A 22,682-nucleotide genomic window follows, 5' to 3' on the forward strand; every position below is an offset into this window, starting at 1 on the left:
TCTTGATGCCAGGCCCGGCTGCTTGCGGTTCGGCTCCGCCGAGGACGAGATGGGGCTGCAGCGGGCCCATTTCGAGATTCTGTGGCGAGTGCGCCGGGACCCCGACACGTCCTTGAGGATGAGTCACCTGGCGCAGGTCACCTATTCAAGCTGTGTGCGCCCGACCTCTAGGTCCAGGCGATGACTTCGTCCAGCAGGGTCGGATAGTGCTGCTCCAGCTTGGAGGTGTAGTCGCCGAGGTGCTCGCGCATGAGCTGCTCCGCGTCGCTCGCGGAGCCCTCACGCACGGCCTTCTCGATGGCCTCGTGCGTGGGGGACACGTTGCCGGCCATGCCTTTGCGGACGCGTTCCATGCTCGACGCGGCGGAGAAGAGGTCGCGAAGGGCCTCCGCAACGAGCAGGAGAATCGGATCGTTTGAAAGCCTGGCCACACAGAGATGAATGTCGTCCGCGCTGAGTACCGGGGCCCCGGCGCTGTCGATTTCAGAGGGATCGACTTCGCCGCGCGCGACGCGCTCGGCTGCCAGACGGGCCATGAACGGTTCCAACCTCAGACGGGTGGCCATGAGGTCACGCAAAGTCAGCTGAAGGAGGTGGAAATACAGCGACGAGGAGTTCGCGAACTGGTAGCTGGCGACCTGATTGACGACTGCTCCGCCACCCGGGCCGGGCTTGAGCGAAATGACCCCGTACATTTCGAGGATGCGCAACGCTTCCCGCAGCGTGGGCCGGCTCACGGGGTAGCGTTTGAGGAGTTCGGCTTCGGAGGGCAGCCTGTTCAGACCCTCGGTGGTGATCTCACGCACGAGTTCGCCCGCTACGAGGCGTGCCGTCTTTTTCCCTACCGACCTCACTCCGTCACCATACCTGGTCCGATCTCTGCCGGGTTGACGAGCCCACGATCCGCGTGACACGCGGCGCTGAGGACAACCGCTCCGGCGGCGGGCGAACGAGGGTGGTGCGGTCGGCGGTGTTCTCCCTACGGGTGCACGGTGGCCCGGTGGAAGAACCGGTGCGATGACATGGAGACACGTGAGAACCGGTGCGATGAGCACGGAGACACGTGCCGTCGAGCGGGCCCCCGGGGGCCGACAGGTCCCAGGGGGCCACGGTCGTGGGCTCAGCGACTGCTTCCCGGCCTGAGTTCGACGACGTCCTCCGTGTCGGTGAGGTCCTGAACCGGCTCTGCACTGTCGTGTTTTCCGTCGGCGAGCAGGCCGACAACGAGGGCCAGCACCGTGAACGCGAGCCCCAGGAAGAAGATCGTGTGGAAGGCGGTCCAGTCCGGCGCCTGGTCGGCGTCCGCAGCGTTGGTCGACAGGATGCTGGCGGAGACCTGTGCTCCGGAGGTGGACCCGACGGCCTTGGCGACGAAGTTGAGCCCGCTGAACGCGCCCACGCGGTCGGCGGGGACCGCCGCGACCACCAGGTTCATGGCCTGTGCGATGGCGATCCCGGACCCGAGTCCGGCGCAGAGCATCGACACGGTCGTCAGACCGAAACTGCCGGCGGACTGCGTCGCGCAGAGAAATCCCACGGCCATGATGGCCGGCCCACAGAAGTTGGCGAGCCGGGTTCCCGCGGCCTTCTCGATCCAGGAGACGACGGGAGCCGCGGTGCCGATCAGGACACCGGGCACCAGAATGAGGCTGGTTGTCGTTCCTGTCGCACCCAGCCCGTATCCCGTCGAGGCCGGCTGCTGGACCTGCATCGGAATCGAGACGAAGAAGATGTTGATGACAAGGCCGGCGACGATCATGAGGACGGTGGCTGCGACGACCCGTCGGCCGCGCAGGATCCGGATGTCGACGAGGGGCTCACGGATCTTCAGTTCGGCGAGCACGAAGGTCACGAGAAGTGCCCCTGCCAGGACGACAAGACCCAGGAAGCCCGACGAGGTCCATCCCCAGTCGGGTGCGTGGGTCAAGGCGATCAGGAAGACGGCGAGGCCGCCGCCGAACAGCACGGCCCCGATGAAGTCGATGCGGGTGGGGCCGTCCGGGGCTGGAGGGCACGAGGGGATGAGCCGCCAGGACAGAACGGTCATCGCCACCAGCACGACGAACGGGAACCAGAACAGCGCGCTGTAGTGGAAGTGGTCGGCGATGGGACCTGCCACCAGCATCGCCAGCGCGGTGCACGCGTAGATCGTCCCGACCATGAGGCCGTTGCCGAACTTCAGCCGTTCCTCGGACTGGGTCTCCTTCATGATGCCGACGGCCAGCGGCACGGTGCTCAACCCGAAGCCCTGGAGGAGCTGCCCGGTGATCAGCATCGGTACCGAGATCGACAGCGCCGAGATCAGTGTCCCGGCGCCGACGATCGAGAGCACACAGAGCAGTACTCGGCGCTTGTCGTAGATGTCACCCAGGCGGCCGATCAGGGGTGTCACCACCGGCCCGGTCAGCAGGACCCCTGTGATCACCCAGGCGATCTCGGCGCGGGTCGCGCCGAGCTCGTTCTGGAGGATCGGCAGGGCCGGCGACGCCATGGACTCGATCGCCTTGTACGTGCCCACCGCACCGACGACGAGCGCCATGACGACGCCTGCCCTGGTTCTGGCCGGTGATCGCGGGGATGGGGCTGCAGATCGCATACGACTCCTTTGTCGAGGGGTGCCACTCGGGCACGGCGGTGGCGATGCGCGGGGGATCGCGGGCCCTGGGCCGCCGGCGTCCGGTGCGCCCGGTTGCCGGCCGGCGGGGTGTCGCGATCCATGCCCGTCCGTGCTCTTTCGCGCGGGCGGCTCGGCAAGGACGGGGATGTTGTCCGGCGGAGCCGACCCGGTGCCGCGGTGATGCACTCGGACGGTGAGCGCCGGTCAGATGCCGGCGCGGAGGGACGACCAGGGGTGGCGCCCGGTGCGGCGTGGGCCTAACGGCGGCGGCCGGTCGATGGACCGCATGGCGCCTCCCTGGCCGTCGACGGCGGAGCAACTGCTGCGCACAGTGCGGGGGTGTGCTGTTGCTGTGCGCTTCGTCTTCGTCCGGTCGCGGCCCGGCGTCTGAGCACGACTGCGGATCACGCCCGGATGAAATTCATTAGAATAGATTGCTCCTTGACCCGTCAAGGAGTGTGCGTCATCGCGTTCAGGGCGTTATTTGTGCGGTTCTGTACCCCCGCCCCGTCTTCGCTTCGCACTCCGGGCTCTTGACGTTCGCGTCGCAATTCATTTACATAGTTTCAGTGACGCCTCGCCGGGAGCCGCTGACCGCCGGCGTGACGCGTCCATTCGCGCAGCACACCGGAGCCCGGCTTCCGATGGTGGGACGGCACTGCCCCCGCGCCCTCGTGAGTACCGCCTGATGCGGTCGGCCCGACAGCAAGGCCCGTGGGCCCTCGCCCCCGCGCCTGAGCAACGACGTGAAAGGGACTGCTATGACGACCCGCCTTGTGGCAACCGGTGACTCCATCCTGACCAGGAGGCTCTCGGCGGTGCGCGCCCCGGCCTTCACCGAAGTGGTGGAGCGGGTGCGGGCCGCGGACGTGTCGTTCACCAACCTGGAGATGGTCTTCCCCGGAGCGGGCCGCATGCCGTCCACCACCTACCACGGCACCCACGTGGGCGTCGACCCGGACCTGCTCGACGAGTTCGGTCGGCTCGGCTTCGACCTCTACGGCATGGCCAACAACCACGCCACCGACTACGGCACCAACGGACTCGCCGCGTCCATCGCCGAGTTGAACAAGCGGGGCATGGTCTTCGCCGGTGTCGGCCACACCCTGCGGGAAGCACGACGGCCCGTCTACCTCGAGACCGGCCAGGGGCGGGTCGCGCTGATCTCCGCCGGCTCGTCCAACGCCAGGCTGTCGATCGCCGCCGACCCGGGGGAGGGGGACATCGGCCGTCCCGGCATGGCTCCGGTGCGGCTGCAGAAGACGCACTACATCGAGCGGGAGAAGTTCGAGACGCTGCGGGGCATCCTCGCGGAGGCCGGGGTCAACGTGGCCGCCACCGGCACCACCGCCCCGGGCATTTCCTTCCCCTATCCGGACATGAACGTCTACGACCGCCCGCCCGCGGACGGATTCGCCGTCGAGGGTGTGCACTTCGCCCCGGACGAGCGCTCGCACATCCACACCGGCGCTCTGGAACGGGACGTGGACGCCCTGGCCGCCGTCGTGGACGAGGCCACCAAGCAGGCCGACCTGGTGTTCGTGGCGCTGCACAGCCACGAAGGCGTCGACGGCCGGTGGAACACCGAGGTCGGGGCGGAGTTCCTGCGCCCCCTCGCCCACCGGCTCATCGACGCCGGCGCCAACGCGATCCTCGGGTCCGGCCCGCACATGCTGCGCGGCATGGAGCTCTACCGGAACCGGCCCATCTGCTACTCCCTGGGCAACTTCATCTTCACCCTCGAAACCATGGCCTCCTTCCCGGTCGAGGTCTACGAGCAGCAGGGCATGCCACTCGACTCCACCGCGGCGGACCTGTACGACCGGGTCACCGGCTACGCCACCGAACGGCGCTTCTGGGAGTCCGTGGTCGCCCAGTTCGACTTCGACGACAACGGCGCCCTCGCCGGCTGCGAACTCCTGCCCGTCACCGCCGGATTCGGGCAGAGCCGCGCCCGGCGTGGCTGCCCGGTCCTGGCCGACGAGAACGACTCGCTGCGCATCCTCGACCACCTGGACGCCCTGTCCCGCCCGTTCGACACACGCGTCGAGCGCGTCAAGCACGACGGCCGCATCGTCGGACGCCTCGTCGCCACCGGCGCATGAACCCACTCACCGCACGCGAAAGGGACTCGCACCCCATGACAACGACGCAGCCCCGGCCGGGCCCCCCGGACAGCTCACTCGACTCCGTCGAGGTCCAGGTCATCGACACCGACGTCCATGTCGAACCGCGGTCCTTCGACGAACTCGTCTCCTACCTGGACGCCCCCTGGCGGGACCGGTCCCTCATCGACCGTGTCCCCTTCAGCCGCGCCACGTACAAGACCCTCGACGGCGGAGGCCGCAAGGACGCCTACCCCGATCACGGGGACATCGGATCCGACCCCGAGCTCTGCGGAAAGCAGCTCTTCGTCGACGACCCGATCGACTACGCCATCCTGCTGCCCTGGAGCTTCCGGGGCTTCACCGTCGATCCGGCCCTGGACACCGCCCTGGCCTCGGCAGTCAACGAATGGCTCGCCGCCACCTGGCTGTCCGAGTACAACGCCGAGAACCGCTACGTCGGATCGATCACCATCGCCGTCGACGACCCGGTCGGCGCGGCCAGGGAGATCGAGAAGTGGGCGGGGCACCCCGGCTTCCGCCAGGTGATCATCGGCCACTACGGACCGCGGCCCTTCGGCCACCCCATGTACGACCCGATCTGGGCCGCCGCCGCCCGGCACAACCTCCCGGTGGCCATGCACTTTCGCGGTGGCTCCACCCAGCCGCTCGGCTGGACCTCGACCGGACCGCTCCAGTACTTCGTCGAATACCACTCCCTGATCGCACCGATGGCCTACGCGACCCACATGGCCAGCTGGATCTGCAACGGCGTCCTCGACCGCCACCCCGGGCTGCAGTTCCTCTTCGTCGAGGGAGGCTTCCTGTGGTACCGGCCGGTCATCGACCGGCTGGAGCGGCACTGGAGCCGCACCAGCAAGGAACTCGCGACACACAAGACACCGATGCAATACGTGCGGGACCACTTCCGGTGGGCCTCGCAGCCCATCGAGGAGTCCCCCAACCCCCAGCAGATCGCCGATCTGTTCGAGGAAGCGGAGGCCGGTGACCTCCTCATGTTCTCGAGCGACTACCCGCACTACGACTACGACCCACCGAGCAAGGCGCTGCCGCGCTCCCTGAAGCCCGAGGTGAAGAAACGCATCATGTCGGAGAACGCACGCGTCTTCTACGATCTGCCCACCACAAGGCCGGCGGACCGGTTCGACAGGGCGGCGGGCCGACTGTGATCATCGACTGCGCGGTTCACCCCGTCCTCCCCGACGGCGAGTTCAACAAGGAAATCGGCTCGCCCTGGAACCTCCTCAAGCTGCCCGGCCTGTACGGCGACCGGTACGCCGCGCCGTTCGACCAGTTGTCGGTGCCCGAGGACCAGGCCGCCGACCCGGCGGCTGTCGCCGGCCGTCTCCGCGACGCCGGCGTCGACCTGGCCGTGCTGAGCCCGACCACCCGCGGATACTGGCCCAACCCGCAACAGGCCGCCGCGGTGGCGAGCGCCGCGAACAGGATGCTGTTCGAACGATGGCTCACCGCTCCCGAGGCCGAGGGCCGCTTCCTGGGCTCCATCCGCATCGCTCTCAACGACACCGACGTCGCCCTGCGCGAGATCGACCGCTGGGCCGACGACGACCGCTTCGTTCAGATCGTCGTGCCGGCGCGGGCCCTGGCCACTTACGGCGAGCAGCGCTTCTTCCCCATCTGGCGCGCGGCAGCGGAACGGGGCCTGGTGGTCTTCGTCCACGACGACCTCGGCACCCTGATAGAACCGCCGCCCTCACAGGTCGGCTTCCCCAGCTTCTACGCCGAGACACACGCCATCCGGCCACTGTCGGGCATCACCCAGCTCACCAGCTTCATCGTCGCGGGCGTCTTCGAGCGGCTGCCCGACCTCCGCGTCGTATTCGGCGACGTGAGCGCGCACGCGGCACGGTCGCTCGTCGTACGCACGGACAAGGACTGGCAGTCCGACCGCCTGGAGGTCCCATGGGTGAGCAACCCCCCTACCTCCTACCTCGAACAGCACGTCCGCTTCATCACCCAGGCCGAGGACGAGATCTCCCCGCACAGCCCCCGCTCCAGCGGGACCATCGGCGGCGACACCTCCTCGCTCGTCCTCTACGGCAGCCGGCACCCCTACTGGGACGGCACGGACGCCAAGGACGTGTTCCCCACCTGGTCCGAGCAGGAGCGAGCCCGGTGCCTGGGCGGCAACGCCATGCAGTTCTACCCGCGCCTGGCGGCACGGTTCGCCGCCGACACGAGCGCATGACGACGACCCGACCGAACCCGAGGACCAGAACATGCGTTATGTAGTGGGACCGGCCGCCGAACTGCCGCCGGGATCGTCCACAGTCGTCTATCCGGACAGGGTCAAGAGCGGCATCGGCGTCTTCAACGTCGACGGGGAGTTCTACGCGCTGAAGAACACCTGTCCGCACATGGGCGGCCCACTGTGCAAGGGAACGGTGCGCGGCACATCGGAGGCCGACGTGAAGGCCGACGGCCAGCCCGAGGTCCGCTGGGTGCGCACGGGCGAGATCATCTCCTGCCCCTGGCACCACTGGGAGTTCGAGATCAAGACGGGGCGGACCATCTTCACCTCCCGCCAGCGGGTGCGGGGCTATCCCGTGTCGGTCGTCCCGGCGGACGTGCTGGAAAGGCTGCGTGAGGGCGTGGAGACCGTCCCGGTCTCAGTCGAGAACGCCACGATCGTCATCGACATCTGAACCAACAAGGCCCCCTCGCGGTGCGGGCGCCCGCCACCCGCACCGCTGCCGGTCCTTCACGACGACTCCGCCCGACCGACTCCGCCCCACCCCGTAAGGAACACCGATGCCTCCCAGCGACCTGGAACTGACGGTCACCGCAGCAGAGTTGGTGGCCAAGGGAATCCTCCGCGTCACCCTCGTCCCCCCGGACGGCAGCGACCTCCCGGCCTGGGAGCCCGGCGCGCACATCGACCTGCACTTCACCTCCCGCGGCGTGGAGTACGTACGCCAGTACTCGCTCTGCGGCCGGAGGACCGATCACCGGCAATGGCAGGTGGCCGTTCTCCTCGTCCCCGACGGCCGCGGCGGCTCGGCCCACATCCACGAGACCTTCGAGAAAGGCCGTACCGTCCGTGTCACCGGGCCTCGCAACAACTTTCCCCTGGTGTCCGCACGGCGCTATCTCTTCATCGCCGGCGGGATCGGCATCACCCCGCTCCTGCCGATGATCACACACGTAGCGTCATCGGGCAGCCAGTGGCAGTTGACGTACTGCGGGCGCGCGATCGACTCCATGGCCTTCGTCGACGAAGTGCTCGGACTGGGACCCGACCGCGTCCACATCCACGAGAGCGACACCGACGGCCAGGCCGATCTGGCAACTCTCGTCGGCCGGGCCGACCCCGACACCGCCATCTACTGCTGCGGGCCCGACTCCATGCTCAACGCGGTGGAGGAGGCCTGCGCCCTAGTAGCCGGTGACCGCCTTCACACGGAGCGCTTCACCCGCCGGGAGACACAGGACGAACAGGCGAACACCCCCTTCGACGTCGAATTCGCCCGCTCGGGCGTCGCCGTCACCGTGCCCCCCGACCGGTCCGTGCTGGCGATGGCCGAAGAACTCGGCATCGACATCGACTCGTCCTGCCAGGAGGGAATCTGCGGGTCGTGCGAGACACCCGTACTCTCCGGAACCCCCGACCACCGGGACGAGGTGCTCAGCGAGGACGAGCGCACCGCAGGCCGAACGATGATGGTGTGCGTCTCGCGGTCACGCTCCCCGCGGCTCGTACTCGACGCCTGACACCCCCGGCCACGCCTTCCCGCAGCCGACAGGACGCAGCGGCACGTGCACGGCACGCCCGGCAGCAGACCGGGCGCCGGCCCTGCGCCGACCGGACCGACCGCCCACCCGCACCACACTCAGGAGTTGATCGCGATGACCACCACAGCACCCCGGGACACCGGCGCACCGGACCTCGACGACTCGCGGCGCCGCCGGCACATCCTCCAGGAGAACGGGCCGGCGACCGGCCTGATCACCGGCATCAACCACCTCGTCCTGTTCACGCGGGACATGGACGAGGGCGTGCGCTTCTACCGCGACCTCCTCGGACTGCGCGTCGTGCGCACCGTCCGCTTCACCACCTCCGCCGACGGCCTGCGCACCGCGGCCAACCACTCCAGCGGCGGCGCGGTACGGGACGCGGACGAATCCTCCGCCATCTCCGTCGACATGACGGTCCGCCAGGTCTTCTTCGAGATGGGCAACGGTGAGCTGTTCTCCCTCTACGAGGCGCCCAACGTCGCGCCCAAGCCCGCCGCTCCCGTGAGCTCGGTCCTGTGGCCCTCGATCAAGTCGGAGGTGTGCAGCCGGCCCACCGAGCCCCAGAAGTTGGACCACCTCTCCTTCGACGTGCCCCGGCACGCCGACCTGGTGTGGTTCCGCGAGCACCTGCACGCCCACGGAGTCGCCGTGTCGGAGATCTCCGAGCGGCGCGGCGCGAACAACGCCCACCGGTTCATCTCGTCCTTCTACTTCTTCGACCCCAGTGGCAACCCGCTGGAGATCGCGTCCTTCGACGCCTCCGACGAGGCGTGGAAGGCATACGACTTCTCTGACTGGTTCATGGACGAGGAACCGGTTCCCGCGCTCGTGGACGACTCCTCCGACGCCGCCGCGCCGCTGGCCCCGCACTGGGTCGATTCGCCGGCGCGGTGACGATGGCCATCGAGTTCGACGAAGTCCCCGGATGGGGCGACCAGAGCTGGGACGACGACGTGACCGGTGTCGCCGTCGACTCCGGCGACCGCGTCTACGCACTGCGACGGGGGGACCCCGCCGTCACCGTCCTGGACCGCGACGGCGCGGTCCTGGACCGCTGGGGCGACACACTTCTCTCCGAACGCCCGCACCTGATCTCGATCGACGCCTCCGACCGTCTCTACATCGCTGACGACGGTGGTCACCAGGTTGTGGTGTTCGACCGCTCGGGCCGACGACTTGAGGTGATCGGACGGGGCATCCCGGCGAAGACAGGGTTCTACGACACAGAACACACCAGTACCGAGGACGCGTTCGAGAACATGCCCGGCGGGCCCCCCTTCAACAGGCCCACGAAAGCCGTCGCCGCACCGGACGGAGAACTGTTCGTCAGTGACGGCTACCGCAACTGCCGCGTGCACCGCTTCTCCGTCGGCCGACGGCGGCTCGTGACCTTCTGGGGCGGTGCCGGGGCCGCCCCGGGGTGCTTCGTGATCCCGCACAGCATCACCGTGGACCGCCAGGGGCGACTGCTGGTCTGCGACCGGGAGAACGACCGGATCCAGGTCTTCACCCGCGGCGGCGAACTCCTCGACGTGTGGAACGACGTCCAGCGTCCGACGGACACCGCCGTCGACGAGCATGGCAACGTCTATGTGACGGAACTCGCCCGCGGGCCGGGCGACATGAAGTCGTGGCGCCTCGGGAAGGCCGAGCACGAAATGCCGGGGCGGGTGACGATGTGGACACCGGAGCGCCGGCTCGCGGCGCGGATCGGACCTCCGGAGACGGGCTTCCTGGCCCCGCACGCCGTTGCCGTCGACTCGACCGGAGCCGTCTACGTGGCCGAGGTGCCACAGTCCTTCGCCCGCAGTACGGGCCGGACTCCACGCCTCCATCGCTGCCTGCACAAGTTCGTGCCCCGAAGGGCGGAGGGATGACACATGGACAAGACGTGCACCGCTGAAAGCGCGGTCGCCGCGATCGGCGACGGCGCCTCGCTGGCCGTCGGCGGATTCGGCCTCTGCGGCATCCCCTCCACGCTCATCGCCGCCGTGCAGCACCTTGGCGTGAGCGACTTGAAGGTCGTCTCGAACAACTGCGGAGTGGACGACTGGGGACTTGGCCTGCTGCTCGCCCAGCACCGGATCAGCCGGGTCACCGGCTCCTACGTCGGCGAGAACAAGGAGTTCGCCCGCCAGTACCTCTCGGGCGAACTGGAGGTCGAACTCTGCCCCCAGGGAACGCTGGCCGAACGCCTGCGCGCGGGCGGCTGCGGCATCCCCGCCTTCTACACACCCGCGGGCGTCGGCAGCCAGATCGCCGACGGCGGACTGCCGTGGCGCTACGCCCCCGACGGCTCGGTCGCGGTGGCCTCACCCCCCAAGGAGGTGCGCTCCTTCGGAGGCGTCGACCACGTCCTCGAGGAAGCGATCGTGACGGACTTCGCCCTGGTCGCGGCGGCGAAGGGGGACCGGCACGGCAACCTCGTCTTCGACAGCTCGGCACAGAACTTCAACCCGTTGTGTGCCATGGCCGGCCGCATCACCGTCGCCGAGGTGCAGGAACTGGTCGAGCCGGGCGAGATCGATCCCGCCCAGGTCCACCTGCCCGGCGTGTTCGTGCAGCACGTCGTGTGGGCGCCCGACCTCGACAAGCGCATCGAAAAGATCACCACCACCGACCCCGAGGCGGCCCGATGAGCCTGACGCGCCGGCAGATGGCGGCCCGCGCCGCGGCGGAACTGCGCGACGGGGAGTACGTCAACCTCGGCATCGGCCTGCCCACCCTGATCCCCGGCCATCTGCCCCCAGACGTACACGTCGTGCTGCACAGCGAGAACGGCATCCTCGGCACCGGCCCCTACCCGGCTCCGGACGCCGTGGACCCCGACCTGATCAACGCCGGCAAGGAGACCGTGACCGTCCGGCCCGGCGCCTCCTTCTTCGACTCGGCATTGTCCTTCGGGATGATCCGCGGCAGGCATCTCGACGTGGCGGTGCTCGGCGCGATGCAGGTCTCCGAGCGGGGCGACCTGTCGAACTGGGCGGTGCCCGGCAAGCTGGTCAAAGGCATGGGCGGCGCCATGGACCTGGTGCACGGGGCCCGCCGGGTCATCGTCCTCATGGAGCACACCACCAAGGACGGCGAACCGAAGATCCTGCGGGAGAACACCCTGCCCCACACGGGGCTGCGCGTGGTCGACCGCATCATCACCGACCTCGCCGTCATCGACGTCACTCCCGACGGACTGCGGCTCGTCGAGACCGCGCCCGACGTCGGCGTGGACGAGGTCCGAGCCCGCACGGACGCTCCGCTGGTCCTGGGAACAGAGATCAGAAGCGCAGGAGTCTGAACGCAGGACTCACCGGGCGGCACCGAGCGGGTGAAGTCGCAGCAGGTGACGAGGACGACCACCAGCTCTGCCTCCGACCGAGGCGTGAGCAACGGAAAGGAACATCTGTCAGTGGTTCTGAGGACCTTCGGTTGGTCGTTCGCGATCACCGTGCTCGGTTTGATCGCAGCGGTGTTCTACGGCGGATGGACAGCCTTCGGGATCGTCGCGATCCTGGCCGTCCTCGAAATCTCGCTGTCGTTCGACAACGCGGTGGTCAACGCCGGAATCCTGAAGAGGATGAATGCCTTCTGGCAGAAGATCTTCCTCACGGTCGGCGTGCTCATCGCGGTCTTCGGCATGCGGCTGGTCTTCCCGGTCGTCATTGTCGCCGTCACCGCAGAGCTGGGCCCGGTGGATGCCCTGGACCTGGCGTTCAACCAGCCCGACCGCTACCAGCAGTTGGTCACGGACGCGCACCCGGCCATCGCCGCGTTCGGCGGCGTGTTCCTGCTGATGATCTTTCTCGACTTCGTCTTCGAGGAGCGGGACATCAAGTGGCTGGGCTGGCTGGAACGGCCGCTGGCCAGGCTCGGCAAGGTCGACATGCTGTCGGTCTGCGTCGCGCTTCTGGTACTGCTGCTGGCCTCGACGACCGTCGCGCTCCAGGCCCACCAGCACGTCGGCCACGTCGACAAGCGTTCGACCGTGCTGATCTCAGGCGTCGCGGGTCTGATCACGTACCTCGTCGTCGGCGGTGTGTCCGGCTTCTTCGAGAACCGGCTGGAGGAAGAACGGGAACACGAAGGGGAGAAGGCCGCCCTTGGGATGAAGCCCGGGTCGGCGGTGCTGCTGGCCGGCAAGGCCGCGTTCTTCATGTTCCTCTACCTGGAGGTCCTGGACGCGTCCTTCTCCTTCGACGGTGTGATCGGCGCGTTCGCCATCACCAACGACATCGTCCTCATGGCCCTCGGCCTCGGCATCGGCGCGATGTACGTCCGGTCGCTCACCGTGTACCTGGTCCGCCAGGGCACCCTGGACGACTACGTCTACCTGGAGCACGGCGCCCACTACGCGATCGGCGCGCTGGCCGTGATCCTCATGGTCACCATCCAGTACCAGATCAACGAGGTCATCACCGGTCTGGTAGGCGTCGCCCTGATCGGCTGGTCGTTCTGGTCCTCCGTACGCCGCAACAGAAGGCTCGCCGCCGAGCCGGAGACCGAGAGTCCCGCGATGGCTTAGAGACCCGATGAACACCTCCGGGGGAGAGCCAACGCATCTTCTGACCACCTCCTTTCGGCACGCACTGATAGGAACACTTTGTCTACTTGGTTCATCACCGGAGCGCTCGCACTCGAAGTGGCACCCTTCGGGATCCAGGCCACGATCATCGAACCCGGGGTGTTCCGGACCGACTTCCTCGACCCTTCGTCGCTGGTGCAGACCACAAACAGGATCGCGGAGTACGACGATGGGCCGGCCGCCCGCACCGTGAGTGGATTGAGTAGAACAACCACCTCCAGCTCGGTGACCCGGTCAAGGGTGCCCAGCTCATCTACGAGGCCGTGACGAGCGATCCGATGCCCCCACGTCTGCCGATGGGACGTGATGCGGTCGAAGTGATCGAGCGCCGTTCCGCCGACGACATCGCCGCCCTCGCCCCCTGGCGCGGGAGAAGTCACTCGCCACGGCGGCTGACGACTGGCCCTGTCCGGCTTCGCCCATTGCCCGCGTTCCGGTCGGATCCGGCGTGAACAGGTACAGGTGTCGGACCGCGTGAGGTCGCCGTACGAGCCCAGAGGAGTGCCGCCGCCGCGGTGGCCCAGCCCGTGAGGGTGAGCAGCGGTCCGACGACGTGAACACCGTCGAAGTAGCAGAAGTTGCGGATGGCGCGGGCCGCCGCTCCCGGGGGTAGCAGGGCGGACATGGAGCGAGCGGCGGGCGGCAGGAGATCGGTGTCGACGACACCACCGCTGGTGGGCATGCCCACGCCGACGAACAGAACGGTGGCCGCTGGAAGGCCGGCGGCTCCCACCCATTGGGTGAGAGCCTGGGTCGTGAGGGCACCCGCCGCCGACAGCAGCGCCAGAGTCGTCGCCACCGGCACCGGCGGACCCGGCAACGCCCCGGTGACCGGCCCCGTGAGGAGCGCTCCCGCGACGCCGGTCAGCACGCTGAAGACACCGGTGATGAAGACGCGCTGCGACCAAGTGAGCGGGATGCGCATCCTGTTCAGACCCTGGACCAGGGCAGAGGAACCCAGCGCGATGCCGAGCCCGGTGAAGAACATGGCCAGGCCCCGCTGGTCGGACATGCTGAGCGGCACCACGTCGCGCACCGTCAACGGCAGGTGCAGATCCGAGGCCGCACGGGATATGACCCGCTCGACGTCGGCAGCGGTAGTGGGACCCGCCGCTCCCGCCACATCGAGGCGGAGCCCGGTGCGCGAGGAGGAGAGAACCCCGCCCACGGCGCCGTCCCGCAACAACACAAGTCCCGCGCCGCGGTCGTTCACCCGTGTTGTCTCCAGCACGGACGCCGTCAGCCGGCCGGCCTGCTTGTGGGGCCCGCTGGTTGCCACGACGGCGACAGGCACCCGCGGTGCGGACGTGCTGCCGAGCCCTGTGTACAGGCATATGAGGAGGCAGGCCAGTCCGACAGCCGTCAGGAGCGGTGGCAGCAAGAGCATCGCCCGCGACGAACTCTTCGCGGTCTTCTCCACGACACCGCTCTCTTCTCGTTCGGATTCACGGTTGGCGTCGTGGTGGGCGCATGAAGGAGAGAGCTTCGACGCTCACCACGACGCCGGTTCCCGCGGTCAAGGGGCGATGACGACGGTGGTCGATTCGGTGTAGAACTGCCGTGCCGCCAGCCCCTGTTCGCGGGGACCGAAGCTGGATTCCTTCGTTCCGCCGAAGGGCGCCCAGTGGTCGAGCCCGGTGGTGGGGGCGTTGACCCGGACCATCCCGGCCTCCAGACGCCCCGTGCAGGCCAGGGCCGCGGTCAGGTCACGGGTGTAGAGGGAGGCGGACAGACCGTACGGGGTGGCGTTGGCCAGTTCGACGGCCTCCTCGACCGACCGGGCGCGCAGGAGCGCGGTGACGGGGGCGAACACCTCGTCGGTGGCGAGGATGTCGCCGCTGTCCGTGACCTCGACCAGCGTCGGCTCCAGGTAGGAACCCGCCACGTCCGGCTTCGTCCCACCGGTGAGGACTCGTCCGCCGCTGGCCGCGACCGCCGCCAGGGCGCTGTCGCGCGAGGCGTGGTCGATGACCGGGCCGACCTGGCACTTGGGGTCGGACGGGTCCAGGACCACCAGCGTTCCGATCGCCTCGACCAGGGCGTCCCGTGTGCGATCGTAGACGTCCTCGTGGACGATGATGCGGCTGGTCGCGGTGCACTTCTGCCCCGCGAAGGCGAAGGCGGAGCCGACGATGCCGTCGACCGACTTCTCCACGTCGGCGTCGGCGAGTATCACGGTCGGGTTCTGGCCGCCCATCTCGGCCTGAGCGATGGCGCCGCGAGCGCTGACCGTGGCCGCGACCTCGCGGCCCACCGCGGTCGATCCGGTGAACGACACGGCGCTGATGGCGGGGGAGTGGGACACCATAGCCCCGGTGCCCGGCCCGACCGCGAACATCACGAGGCCAGGCGGGAGGTGCCGGGCCAGGATCTCGGTGAGCGCCTCGGCCGTACCGACGGCCTGGGCGGACGGCTTGAGGACGACCGCGTTGCCGTAGGCCAGGGCGGGTGCCAGCTTCCACGCGGGAATCGCCAGCGGGAAGTTCCAGGGGGTGATCAGACCCACCACTCCGCGGGGGCGGGAGCGGGTGTAGGACAGGGCCCGGTGATCGCCGGCGGGGAGCACGTCCCCCTCCGGGAGCAGAGCGGTCTGCGCGAAGTAGCGGAAGGTGCGTTCCGCACGGACCACCTCGCCCCTGGCCTCGGTGATCGGCTTGCCCACCTCACGGGAGATCAGATCGGCGAGTCCGCTGCTCCCCGCCGCGATGTCGTCCGCGACGCGGGTCAGCGCCACGGCCCGGTCGGGACCGGGTGTACGGGCCCACGCACGGCCGGCGTCGGCCGTGAGTTCCAGCAGGGCCGGGAACTGCTCGGCGGGGGTCGCGGCCACCTCGGCCACCGTTTCCCCGGGATCGTGCGGATTGACGCTGCGCACGGTAGTCAACGAAGCACTCCTCCTGAGCGGGCCGTTCACGGCTGGTAGGCCGCGAAGACCTTGTCGGACACGAACAGGTGCGAGCCCACGAACTCCGACCAGGTCGGCGTGGTGCGGCCCAGTTCGCCCATGGCCCCCAGCAGGGCCCACCAGTTGAGCAGCTCCTGCTGACCGGAGGCCTCCGCCTGGGCGAGGGTGGTGGACCGCCACACGTCCAGGTCTCCCCGCACCAGCGCCTGGTACAGGCGTCGGTCGGCGGTGGTGTCCGGGAACAGGTGGTGCGTGGACTCCACGAGGAAGCTGTGCGACCAGCTGGACGAGGCGATCAGAGCCACCCGCCAGGGGCTTTCCGCCGCCGCGCGGGCGACGGCGGCGCCCACCTGCATGACTCGGGAGGGCGAAGGGCTCGGCGGGTCCAGCTCTCGGATGTCGCCGAGGGCGCTGATGTTGCCCTGGTAGCTGATCACGCGGCGGCCGTAGCAGTTGATGGGGAACGCGACGACGGGGTAGTCGAAGCCCCGGCGCTCGTAGTCCAGGTAGAGGACCGTGTTGAGGAACGCGTGGGGGAAGCCGGGGTGGTGCAGCGGCTTGTAGGCGTAACTGACGTCGATGTCCTGTCCGAGCAGCGCACTTGTGAAGTGCTTGGCGGCCTCGCGGTGTCCCCGGACCACGATTTCGTGGTCCTTCGGCTCGCCCCACACATTGCGGTCGCCCATGACGTTGGACTCCGCCGAGTGCTCCCACGGCCGGACCGTGAGGTCGTCGTAGGCCAGCACGGAATAGGGCGGGACGATGTCCTCGCGGAAGTTCTCGTACTGGTCGTCGCCCCAGATCACCACCACGTCGGGGGCGAACTCGTCGAGCGTCCGGCGTGCCCTGGCGAACTGCGAGACAAGAGCCTCCCGGTGGGCGCGGCCCGCCAGGGTGCCCTCGTCCGCGGCCCACTCGGCGCGGGCTTCCGCGGGCCAGTTCGCCGGGTCACGCAGTTCCTCGGGGAGCCCCGGATCGGCCAGCGCCCGCAGGAACACACGGGTCAGGTTGTCGTTCGTACCGCTGAGCGGCGGATAGTGGGTCACTCCGAGACCCAGCACCTCTGCCATGGTCTTCACCTTTCTGGGGTCCTGCGGCCGAAGGTTCGGCACCTTCGTGGGGGGTGTGGAAACGCTCTGACGGTCAGCCGAGCATCGACTGCCAGTGCCGCCAGAAGGCCCGCATCTGCAGTTCGTCACTGGCCAGGCTCGGCAGTCCGGCGTGCTCGCGATGCATGCCGCGGGAGATGTCCGACCAGGTCACGTCCGGGGCGGTGCGCAGTCCCGCCTGGCACGCCTCGCACGCCTCCAGGTCGTCCGGGGTGGCCAGACCCGCGGGCCCCTGGAAGGCGATGTAGCTGTCCAGGCGTCGTGCGCGCAGGTCCGGGTCCTCGCCGGCTGTGGCCAGGGACCACTGGGAGATCTTCGTGTGGCCCGCCGAGGTGGGGGTGATCGTACGGATCACCACGCCCATGATGTCGTTGATGATCAAGTTGGGGAAGATGAGCAGGTTGCGGTCCGTGTGCCCGATCATCTCGGCCCGCTCGGGACCGTAACGCTCCACGAGCTCCTGGTACTTGGCCTCGATCTGCGGACGGTTGTGTTCGCCGAGGGCGGGCGTCCAGCGGGCCACGGGTCGTGCCCAGGGGCCGTGGACGCAGATCACGGCATGGCCGTTGCCCAGGTCCAGCGCCTCGGTGGTGTCGTCGCGGTCGAGGGTGTTGCCCTCGCGCTGTTCCAGGTACGTGAAGTAGGTCTTGTGCAGCGGCAGCAGGTGGTAGCCGTCGAGGCTGTTCTCCACGAACAGCTTCCAGTTGGCGTCCATCGAGTACTCGTGGGCGCCCGGTACGACCTCCAGGTCGTCCGCCTGGTCCGCGACCAGGTCGAGGTACCCGGCCGCGCCCGCCAGGTATGTCTTGAGGTCGACCGCGTCCGGGTCGAAACAGGCGAAGTAGAACCCGCGATAGCTGTCGACCTTGGGCGGCGGGAGCAGACCCATCGCGTCCCGGTCGAAGTGTTCGCCGTACCCCTCGTCGCCGGGCACGCCGTTGAGCGCTCCGGTGCTGTTGTAGGTCCAGGCGTGGTAGAAGCAGCTCATGCCGCGGGCGTTGCCCTCCGGCGTGCGGCACACCAGGGCGCCGCGATGGCGGCAGGTGTTGTACAGCACCCGCCGTACGCCGTCGTGACCGTGCCAGAAGAGCAGCGGACGGTTCCCGACGTCGCGGGCCCTGAAGTCCCCGGGCCGGGGGATCTCCGACTCGTGGCCCACGTAGAGCCAGCAACGGCCGAACACCGACGCCATCTCCCGTTCGAACACGGCGTCGTCGACGAGGGTCGTCCGGTCGACGCGGAAAGTGCCCGCGGCGACGTCCTCGACCACCCACTCCTTCGCGGATGTGCCGCGCGGCGCGGAACTGGACATGATGGTCATGGCCGATGCCTCCCTTGGCGAGGTCGGGGCAGGTCAGAGCAGCACACTGAGCTGCCCTCCCGCCGATTCGATGCTGTGGTCGAGGGCGACCCGGCGGCGCGTGATCAGCCAGGGCGACTCGGAGTCGACCGCGGGGACGAGGAAGTGCTCGTACACACCGGCGTAGCGGTCGACGGCTCCGCCCCGGACACGGGTGACCTGGAACGCGCTGCGTACGGCGAGGCCGTCCCCGTTCTGCCAGACGCGTACGTTGGTGATGTGCCGGCGCGTTCGCGAGCGGGGGCTCTCGGCGTGTGCGTGCTTGCTCTTGAGCCGATCGACACGCCCTGCGAGGGTGTTCATGGTGTCGTGCACCAGGTGCAGGGTCGTCGCCGGGTCGTCGCTGAGGGTCTCCGGGGTGGGGATCAGGTAGACGGCGTCCGGGTGGAAGAGCGTGAGCCATTCGTCGAGGCGCCATTCGTCCAGCAGCGCCGCCTCGTCGAAGAGGAACTGGGCGACGGCGCAGATGACCTCCGCGTCGCGCACGCGGGTGGCGTCGGTCGGTGTCGCGCGCTCGATCACCGAGGACGTGAGGCCGTTGGGGATCATCGGGCCTGCTCCTGGGTCGGTCGCCCGCTCCCGCCGTCCTGGTGATCGGCCGTCAGCAGCGCGGCCAGCGCGGCGGGGCGGGACCAGAAGGGCGAGTGGGACGAGTACAGGTGGTTGATGTGCGCGCCGAAGCGCGCCTTGGCCGCTTCCTCCGCCCAAGGGCCGGAGACCGCGCGGTCCGCCTCGCAGACGATGTAGCGCGTCGGTGAGGGGACTTCGCCCGTCCACGGGGTCTTCTCGCGCAGTACGGTCGCGGCCTGCGGTCGCAATCGTGCCGCCGCGTCAGCCGCGTCGTCCGGAGTGCAGTCGTGGTAGAAGAGGTCCGCGGCGATGTCCGGGGGCCAGCGGCTGAGGCCCTGCGGGTCCGTCAGCTGGTGGGGCAGGAACTTGCTGTAGAAGTCCTCTGCCATGGGCCGGGAGTTGGTGAGTTGGTCCCGCCAGCTCGCGCCGGGGAGGGGCAGGAGGGACGACAGCAGCACCAGCTCCTGGACCGGTCGGCGCTCGGCGTAGACGGGGGCGATCAAGCCCGCCATGGAGTGCGCGACCAGGACCGTGGAACGGGGATCGTGGACATGGTCGTCGATGGCCCGCAGGTAGGCATCGGTGTCCGCGGCGGGATCGTCCGACGGCAGTTCCACCGCCACGGCCCGGTGCCCGCGTGCTTCGAGTTCGGGCAGTACACGGTCCCAGCACCATGCGCCGTGCCAGGCGCCGTGCACCAGGACGAACGTGGTCATGACGTGGCCCGGTCGGCTGCCGCCGCCTGCTTGTCGGCCAGGATCGTGCCTCCGGCCATGACCTCGCCGGCGTCGACCTCCACCAGCCACACGCGTACGGCGGCTTCCGGCGTGCCGGTGGCACGCGCCGCGGCCGCGGACACCTCGCGCAGCAGATCCCTCTTCTGCTCCGCGGTGCGCCCCTTGGCCATGGTGATCTGGATGAACGGCATTGCATCAGTCCTTTCAGAAGGGCACGGTCACAGGGCGCGCACGCTGACGCCGCCCAGACGGCTGAAGTCCGCGCCGACGCAGTCGCCGGGCCTCAGCGGCACCGCGGCGGTCAGCCCACCGGACAACACCAGCCACCCCGGCTTGAGCGAATCGCCTCGTCGCCCGGCGGCGTTGGCCATCCATGCCACGGCCTGGGCGGGGTCACCGCAGACGGCCGCTCCGGCCGCGGTGGCCACTTGCCGGCCGTTGACCTCCAGCACACAGCCGAGCAGGGACAGGTCGCCGGGCGGTTCGACGAATTCGTTGCCGAGCACGAACAGCGCGGAGGAGGCGTTGTCGGCGACCGCGTCCTGGAGGGTGAACTTGAACGCCTGGTAGCGGCTGTCGATGATTTCCAGGCCGGCGCAGACCGAGGAGGTCGCGTCGAGGACGTCGCCGGCGGTGATGCCGGGTCCGGCGAGTTCCTCCTTCAGCACGAAGACGATCTCCGGCTCGACGCGGGGATGGATCAGCGTGGACAGGTCGACCGGAACGTTCGCGTCGTGGAGCATCGCCGACGTCACGAAGCCGTACAGCGGGTTGTCCACGCCCATGTCGATCTGCTTGGCACGCGAAGTCAGGCCGAGCTTGCCGCCGATCAGCCGGTCTCCCTGCTTCTCCTTGGTCCGCAGCACCTCGCTCTGCACGCGGTAGGCGTCGTCGACGCTCAGCTCCACGTCCCGGCTCAGGGGAACGATGTCCCGGCGCTCGTGCTCGGCGGCAGCGAGGCGGGTGGCCAGGGCTCCGACGTCGACGCCCGTCGACACGTCCTTCCGATTGCCGCTCATGCGAACACCACCCCGACCGAGCCGATCTGTCCGAAGTCCGCGCGCACGTGGTCGCCGGGCGACACGGGCAGGGCCCGGGTGCAGCTGCCGGGGAGCACGACCGCCCCCTCGTCGAGGCCGACGCCGAACTCACCCAGCTTGTTGGCCAGCCAGGCCACCGCCGACACGGGATTGCCCAGCGCGGCGCCGGTGGCACCGGTCTCGATGATCTCGCCGTTGCGGCGCAGGACGACGCCCAGCAGCCGGGGGTCGATGTCGCGGATGTCGGTGGCCGTTCCGCCCAGTACGACCCGGGCGGACGAGGCGTTGTCCGCTATCGAGTCGTGGACGGTGATCTCCCAGTCCTGGATGCGGGAGTCGATGATCTCCAGGCTGGGAGTCACGAAGGCCGTGGCGCGCAGCACGTCCGCCACCGTCACGCCCGGGCCGCTGAGCGGCCGGTCGAGGACGAAGGCGAGCTCGGGTTCCACCCGGGGGGCCAACAGGCTGCCCGCGGGCACCTCGGTGCCCTCCAGCAGGAACATGTCGTCGAGCAGGACGCCGTAGTCGGGTTCGGAGACCCCGAACTGCTCGCGCATGACCGCGGCGGTCAGGCCCACCTTGTGTCCGCGCACTCGGGCTCCGCCTGCGACGCGTTCGGCGATGACCGCCCGCTGCACCTCGTAGGCGGCCGGGATGTCGAGGCCCTCGTAGGTCTGCGTGAGGGGCTTGATGGGGCGGCGGTGACGCTCGGCCTCGGTGAGCCGGCGCGCGGCCTCCTGTAGTTGGTTCTTCACCATGCTCGGAGTCTCTCCAGGGCTGTGATCAGGAACAATGAAGTCGGTCCAGGGGGTGGACCGCAGTCGCGGAGCGACGTCCGGAAGGGGCGCCGGCTCCGCGTCGGCAGGGCTACGGGTTCTGGTCCGTGGAATGGCCGGGGAACAGCGACGCCGAGGGATCGATCAGCGTCATGGCGTTGTTCACGGCGGTCGCCGCTTCGCCGAAGCCCACGGCGATCAGCCGGACCTTGCCCGGGTACTCGGTCACGTCACCGGCGGCGAAGACCCCGGGCAGACTGGTCGCCATGGTGCTGTCGACCAGGATGTGACGATCACGCAGGTTGATGCCCCACTCGGCGAGCGGACCCAGATCGGCGACGAAACCCAGGGCGGCCACCACGCTCTGGCACTTGAGCCGCCTCCGGCTGCCCTGTTTGTCCGTCACCAGCACGCTCTCCAGCGTGTGTGTCCCGCCGGCCGCCACGACTTCGTGGTCCGTCAGCACCTCGATGGAGGGCGATGCCGTCATCCTGGCCACGCTGTGCTCATGGGCGCGGAAACGGGCTCGGCGGTGTACGACGGTGACCGACCGGGCGAGACCGTCCAGCAGCAGGGCCCAGTCGACGGCGCTGTCCCCGCCGCCCACGATGACGACGTCCTGGTCGGCGAGGTCCTGCGGGCGCGGCACGAAGTACATCAGGCCGCGGTCCTCGTAGGAGTCGCAGGCCGGCAGGGGACGGGGGGAGAACGTGCCGACCCCGGCGGTGAGGACGACCGCGCGGCAGGTGACGCGCTCGCCCGCCGAGGTGGTCAGCGTCAGCACACCGCCGTCCCGGTGCAGTTCGGTCGCCTGCTGTCCGAGCAGATAGAGCGGTTCGAACGGCGCGGCCTGGTGCAGCAGGCCGTCGATGAGGTCCCGTCCGCGCACGGAAGGGAAACCCGCGACGTCGTGGATGGGCTTCTCGGGATACATCGCCATGACCTGTCCGCCCGGCTGCGGCAGTGAGTCGATCACCGCCACGCGCAGTCCGCGGAAGCCTCCGTAGTAGGCGGCGAACAACCCGGCGGGTCCCGCGCCGACGATGACGAGATCGACCGCGCGATCCCGGGCGGATGGGTCAGTCATCACTCACTCCTGGCGTCGTTGCT

General features: G+C 69.0%; 21 protein-coding genes and 1 pseudogene. 10 read left to right on the forward strand and 12 right to left on the reverse strand.

Going from position 1 to position 22,682, the window contains the following annotated elements; genetic code table 11:
• Positions 1 to 167 precede the first annotated feature (167 nt).
• Positions 168 to 806, reverse strand: a complete 639-nt coding sequence (locus AB0F77_RS22380; protein ID WP_361951301.1) for an FCD domain-containing protein — start codon at positions 804 to 806, stop codon at positions 168 to 170.
• A 314-nt stretch (positions 807 to 1,120) separates the two neighbouring features.
• Positions 1,121 to 2,539 (reverse strand): MFS transporter, encoded by a 1,419-nt coding sequence (locus AB0F77_RS22385; protein ID WP_361951304.1) that lies wholly within the window; start codon positions 2,537 to 2,539, stop codon positions 1,121 to 1,123.
• 839 nt (positions 2,540 to 3,378) lie between these two features.
• Between AB0F77_RS22385 and AB0F77_RS22390 the strand changes: the two genes are divergently transcribed.
• The 10 genes from AB0F77_RS22390 to AB0F77_RS22435 all read left to right on the forward strand — a co-directional run bounded on the left by AB0F77_RS22390 (position 3,379) and on the right by AB0F77_RS22435 (position 13,015).
• A complete protein-coding gene (locus AB0F77_RS22390) occupies positions 3,379 to 4,722 on the forward strand; it encodes a CapA family protein (RefSeq protein WP_361951307.1) in 1,344 nt (447 codons plus the stop codon).
• A 35-nt stretch (positions 4,723 to 4,757) separates the two neighbouring features.
• Positions 4,758 to 5,912, forward strand: a complete 1,155-nt coding sequence (locus AB0F77_RS22395; protein WP_361951310.1) for an amidohydrolase family protein — start codon at positions 4,758 to 4,760, stop codon at positions 5,910 to 5,912.
• Positions 5,909 to 6,952, forward strand: coding sequence for an amidohydrolase family protein (locus AB0F77_RS22400; protein ID WP_361951313.1), 1,044 nt, complete (start codon positions 5,909 to 5,911; stop codon positions 6,950 to 6,952). Before AB0F77_RS22395 ends, AB0F77_RS22400 begins: the two co-directional genes overlap by 4 nt.
• A 31-nt stretch (positions 6,953 to 6,983) precedes the next feature.
• The gene (locus tag AB0F77_RS22405; RefSeq protein ID WP_361951316.1) at positions 6,984 to 7,409 is read left to right on the forward strand and encodes a Rieske 2Fe-2S domain-containing protein; all 426 of its coding nucleotides are present in this window, start codon (positions 6,984 to 6,986) and stop codon (positions 7,407 to 7,409) included.
• 106 nt (positions 7,410 to 7,515) lie between these two features.
• Positions 7,516 to 8,475 (forward strand): PDR/VanB family oxidoreductase, encoded by a 960-nt coding sequence (locus tag AB0F77_RS22410; RefSeq protein WP_361951319.1) that lies wholly within the window; start codon positions 7,516 to 7,518, stop codon positions 8,473 to 8,475.
• Between the two features lie 135 nt (positions 8,476 to 8,610).
• Positions 8,611 to 9,393: a VOC family protein gene (locus AB0F77_RS22415; RefSeq protein ID WP_361951322.1), complete on the forward strand. Its 783-nt coding sequence runs from the start codon at positions 8,611 to 8,613 to the stop codon at positions 9,391 to 9,393.
• A gap of 2 nt (positions 9,394 to 9,395) precedes the next feature.
• Entirely contained in the window at positions 9,396 to 10,376 is a 981-nt protein-coding gene (locus AB0F77_RS22420; protein WP_361951325.1) for a hypothetical protein, read from the forward strand.
• Between the two features lie 3 nt (positions 10,377 to 10,379).
• A complete protein-coding gene (locus AB0F77_RS22425; RefSeq protein WP_361951328.1) occupies positions 10,380 to 11,138 on the forward strand; it encodes a CoA transferase subunit A in 759 nt (252 codons plus the stop codon).
• Complete coding sequence (locus tag AB0F77_RS22430) at positions 11,135 to 11,791, forward strand: 3-oxoacid CoA-transferase subunit B (RefSeq protein ID WP_361951330.1); 657 nt, start codon at positions 11,135 to 11,137, stop codon at positions 11,789 to 11,791. Before AB0F77_RS22425 ends, AB0F77_RS22430 begins: the two co-directional genes overlap by 4 nt.
• 111 nt (positions 11,792 to 11,902) lie before the next feature.
• The gene (locus tag AB0F77_RS22435; RefSeq protein WP_361951333.1) at positions 11,903 to 13,015 is read left to right on the forward strand and encodes a DUF475 domain-containing protein; all 1,113 of its coding nucleotides are present in this window, start codon (positions 11,903 to 11,905) and stop codon (positions 13,013 to 13,015) included.
• A 436-nt stretch (positions 13,016 to 13,451) separates the two neighbouring features.
• Here AB0F77_RS22435 and AB0F77_RS22440 read toward each other — a convergent pair whose 3' ends face one another.
• The 10 genes and pseudogenes from AB0F77_RS22440 to AB0F77_RS22485 all read right to left on the reverse strand — a co-directional run bounded on the left by AB0F77_RS22440 (position 13,452) and on the right by AB0F77_RS22485 (position 22,659).
• Positions 13,452 to 14,354: a hypothetical protein gene (locus AB0F77_RS22440; protein ID WP_361951336.1), complete on the reverse strand. Its 903-nt coding sequence runs from the start codon at positions 14,352 to 14,354 to the stop codon at positions 13,452 to 13,454.
• A gap of 237 nt (positions 14,355 to 14,591) precedes the next feature.
• Positions 14,592 to 15,959: an aldehyde dehydrogenase family protein gene (locus AB0F77_RS22445; RefSeq protein ID WP_361951339.1), complete on the reverse strand. Its 1,368-nt coding sequence runs from the start codon at positions 15,957 to 15,959 to the stop codon at positions 14,592 to 14,594.
• A 26-nt stretch (positions 15,960 to 15,985) separates the two neighbouring features.
• Positions 15,986 to 17,050, reverse strand: a complete 1,065-nt coding sequence (locus tag AB0F77_RS22450) for an extradiol ring-cleavage dioxygenase (protein WP_361951342.1) — start codon at positions 17,048 to 17,050, stop codon at positions 15,986 to 15,988.
• Positions 17,051 to 17,123: 73 nt separating this feature from the next.
• Positions 17,124 to 18,410, reverse strand: a complete 1,287-nt coding sequence (locus tag AB0F77_RS22455) for an aromatic ring-hydroxylating dioxygenase subunit alpha (protein ID WP_361951345.1) — start codon at positions 18,408 to 18,410, stop codon at positions 17,124 to 17,126.
• Positions 18,411 to 18,443: 33 nt separating this feature from the next.
• Positions 18,444 to 18,998, reverse strand: coding sequence for an aromatic-ring-hydroxylating dioxygenase subunit beta (locus tag AB0F77_RS22460; RefSeq protein ID WP_361951348.1), 555 nt, complete (start codon positions 18,996 to 18,998; stop codon positions 18,444 to 18,446).
• Positions 18,995 to 19,735 (reverse strand): alpha/beta hydrolase, encoded by a 741-nt coding sequence (locus AB0F77_RS22465; protein ID WP_361951351.1) that lies wholly within the window; start codon positions 19,733 to 19,735, stop codon positions 18,995 to 18,997. Before AB0F77_RS22465 ends, AB0F77_RS22460 begins: the two co-directional genes overlap by 4 nt.
• A pseudogene (locus tag AB0F77_RS22470) lies at positions 19,732 to 19,950 on the reverse strand (tautomerase family protein); the annotation flags it as partial. The pseudogene AB0F77_RS22470 and the gene AB0F77_RS22465, both read right to left, overlap by 4 nt.
• A gap of 24 nt (positions 19,951 to 19,974) precedes the next feature.
• On the reverse strand, positions 19,975 to 20,775 hold the full coding sequence (locus AB0F77_RS22475) for a fumarylacetoacetate hydrolase family protein (protein ID WP_361951354.1): 801 nt from the start codon (positions 20,773 to 20,775) through the stop codon (positions 19,975 to 19,977).
• Positions 20,772 to 21,554: a fumarylacetoacetate hydrolase family protein gene (locus AB0F77_RS22480; RefSeq protein ID WP_361951357.1), complete on the reverse strand. Its 783-nt coding sequence runs from the start codon at positions 21,552 to 21,554 to the stop codon at positions 20,772 to 20,774. The genes AB0F77_RS22475 and AB0F77_RS22480 overlap by 4 nt, the downstream gene beginning before the upstream one ends.
• 109 nt (positions 21,555 to 21,663) lie before the next feature.
• Positions 21,664 to 22,659, reverse strand: a complete 996-nt coding sequence (locus AB0F77_RS22485; protein WP_361951360.1) for an NAD(P)/FAD-dependent oxidoreductase — start codon at positions 22,657 to 22,659, stop codon at positions 21,664 to 21,666.
• Positions 22,660 to 22,682 lie beyond the last annotated feature (23 nt).

The sequence above is a fragment of the Streptomyces sp. NPDC026672 genome (assembly GCF_040638185.1).
Lineage (GTDB): Bacteria > Actinomycetota > Actinomycetes > Streptomycetales > Streptomycetaceae > Streptomyces.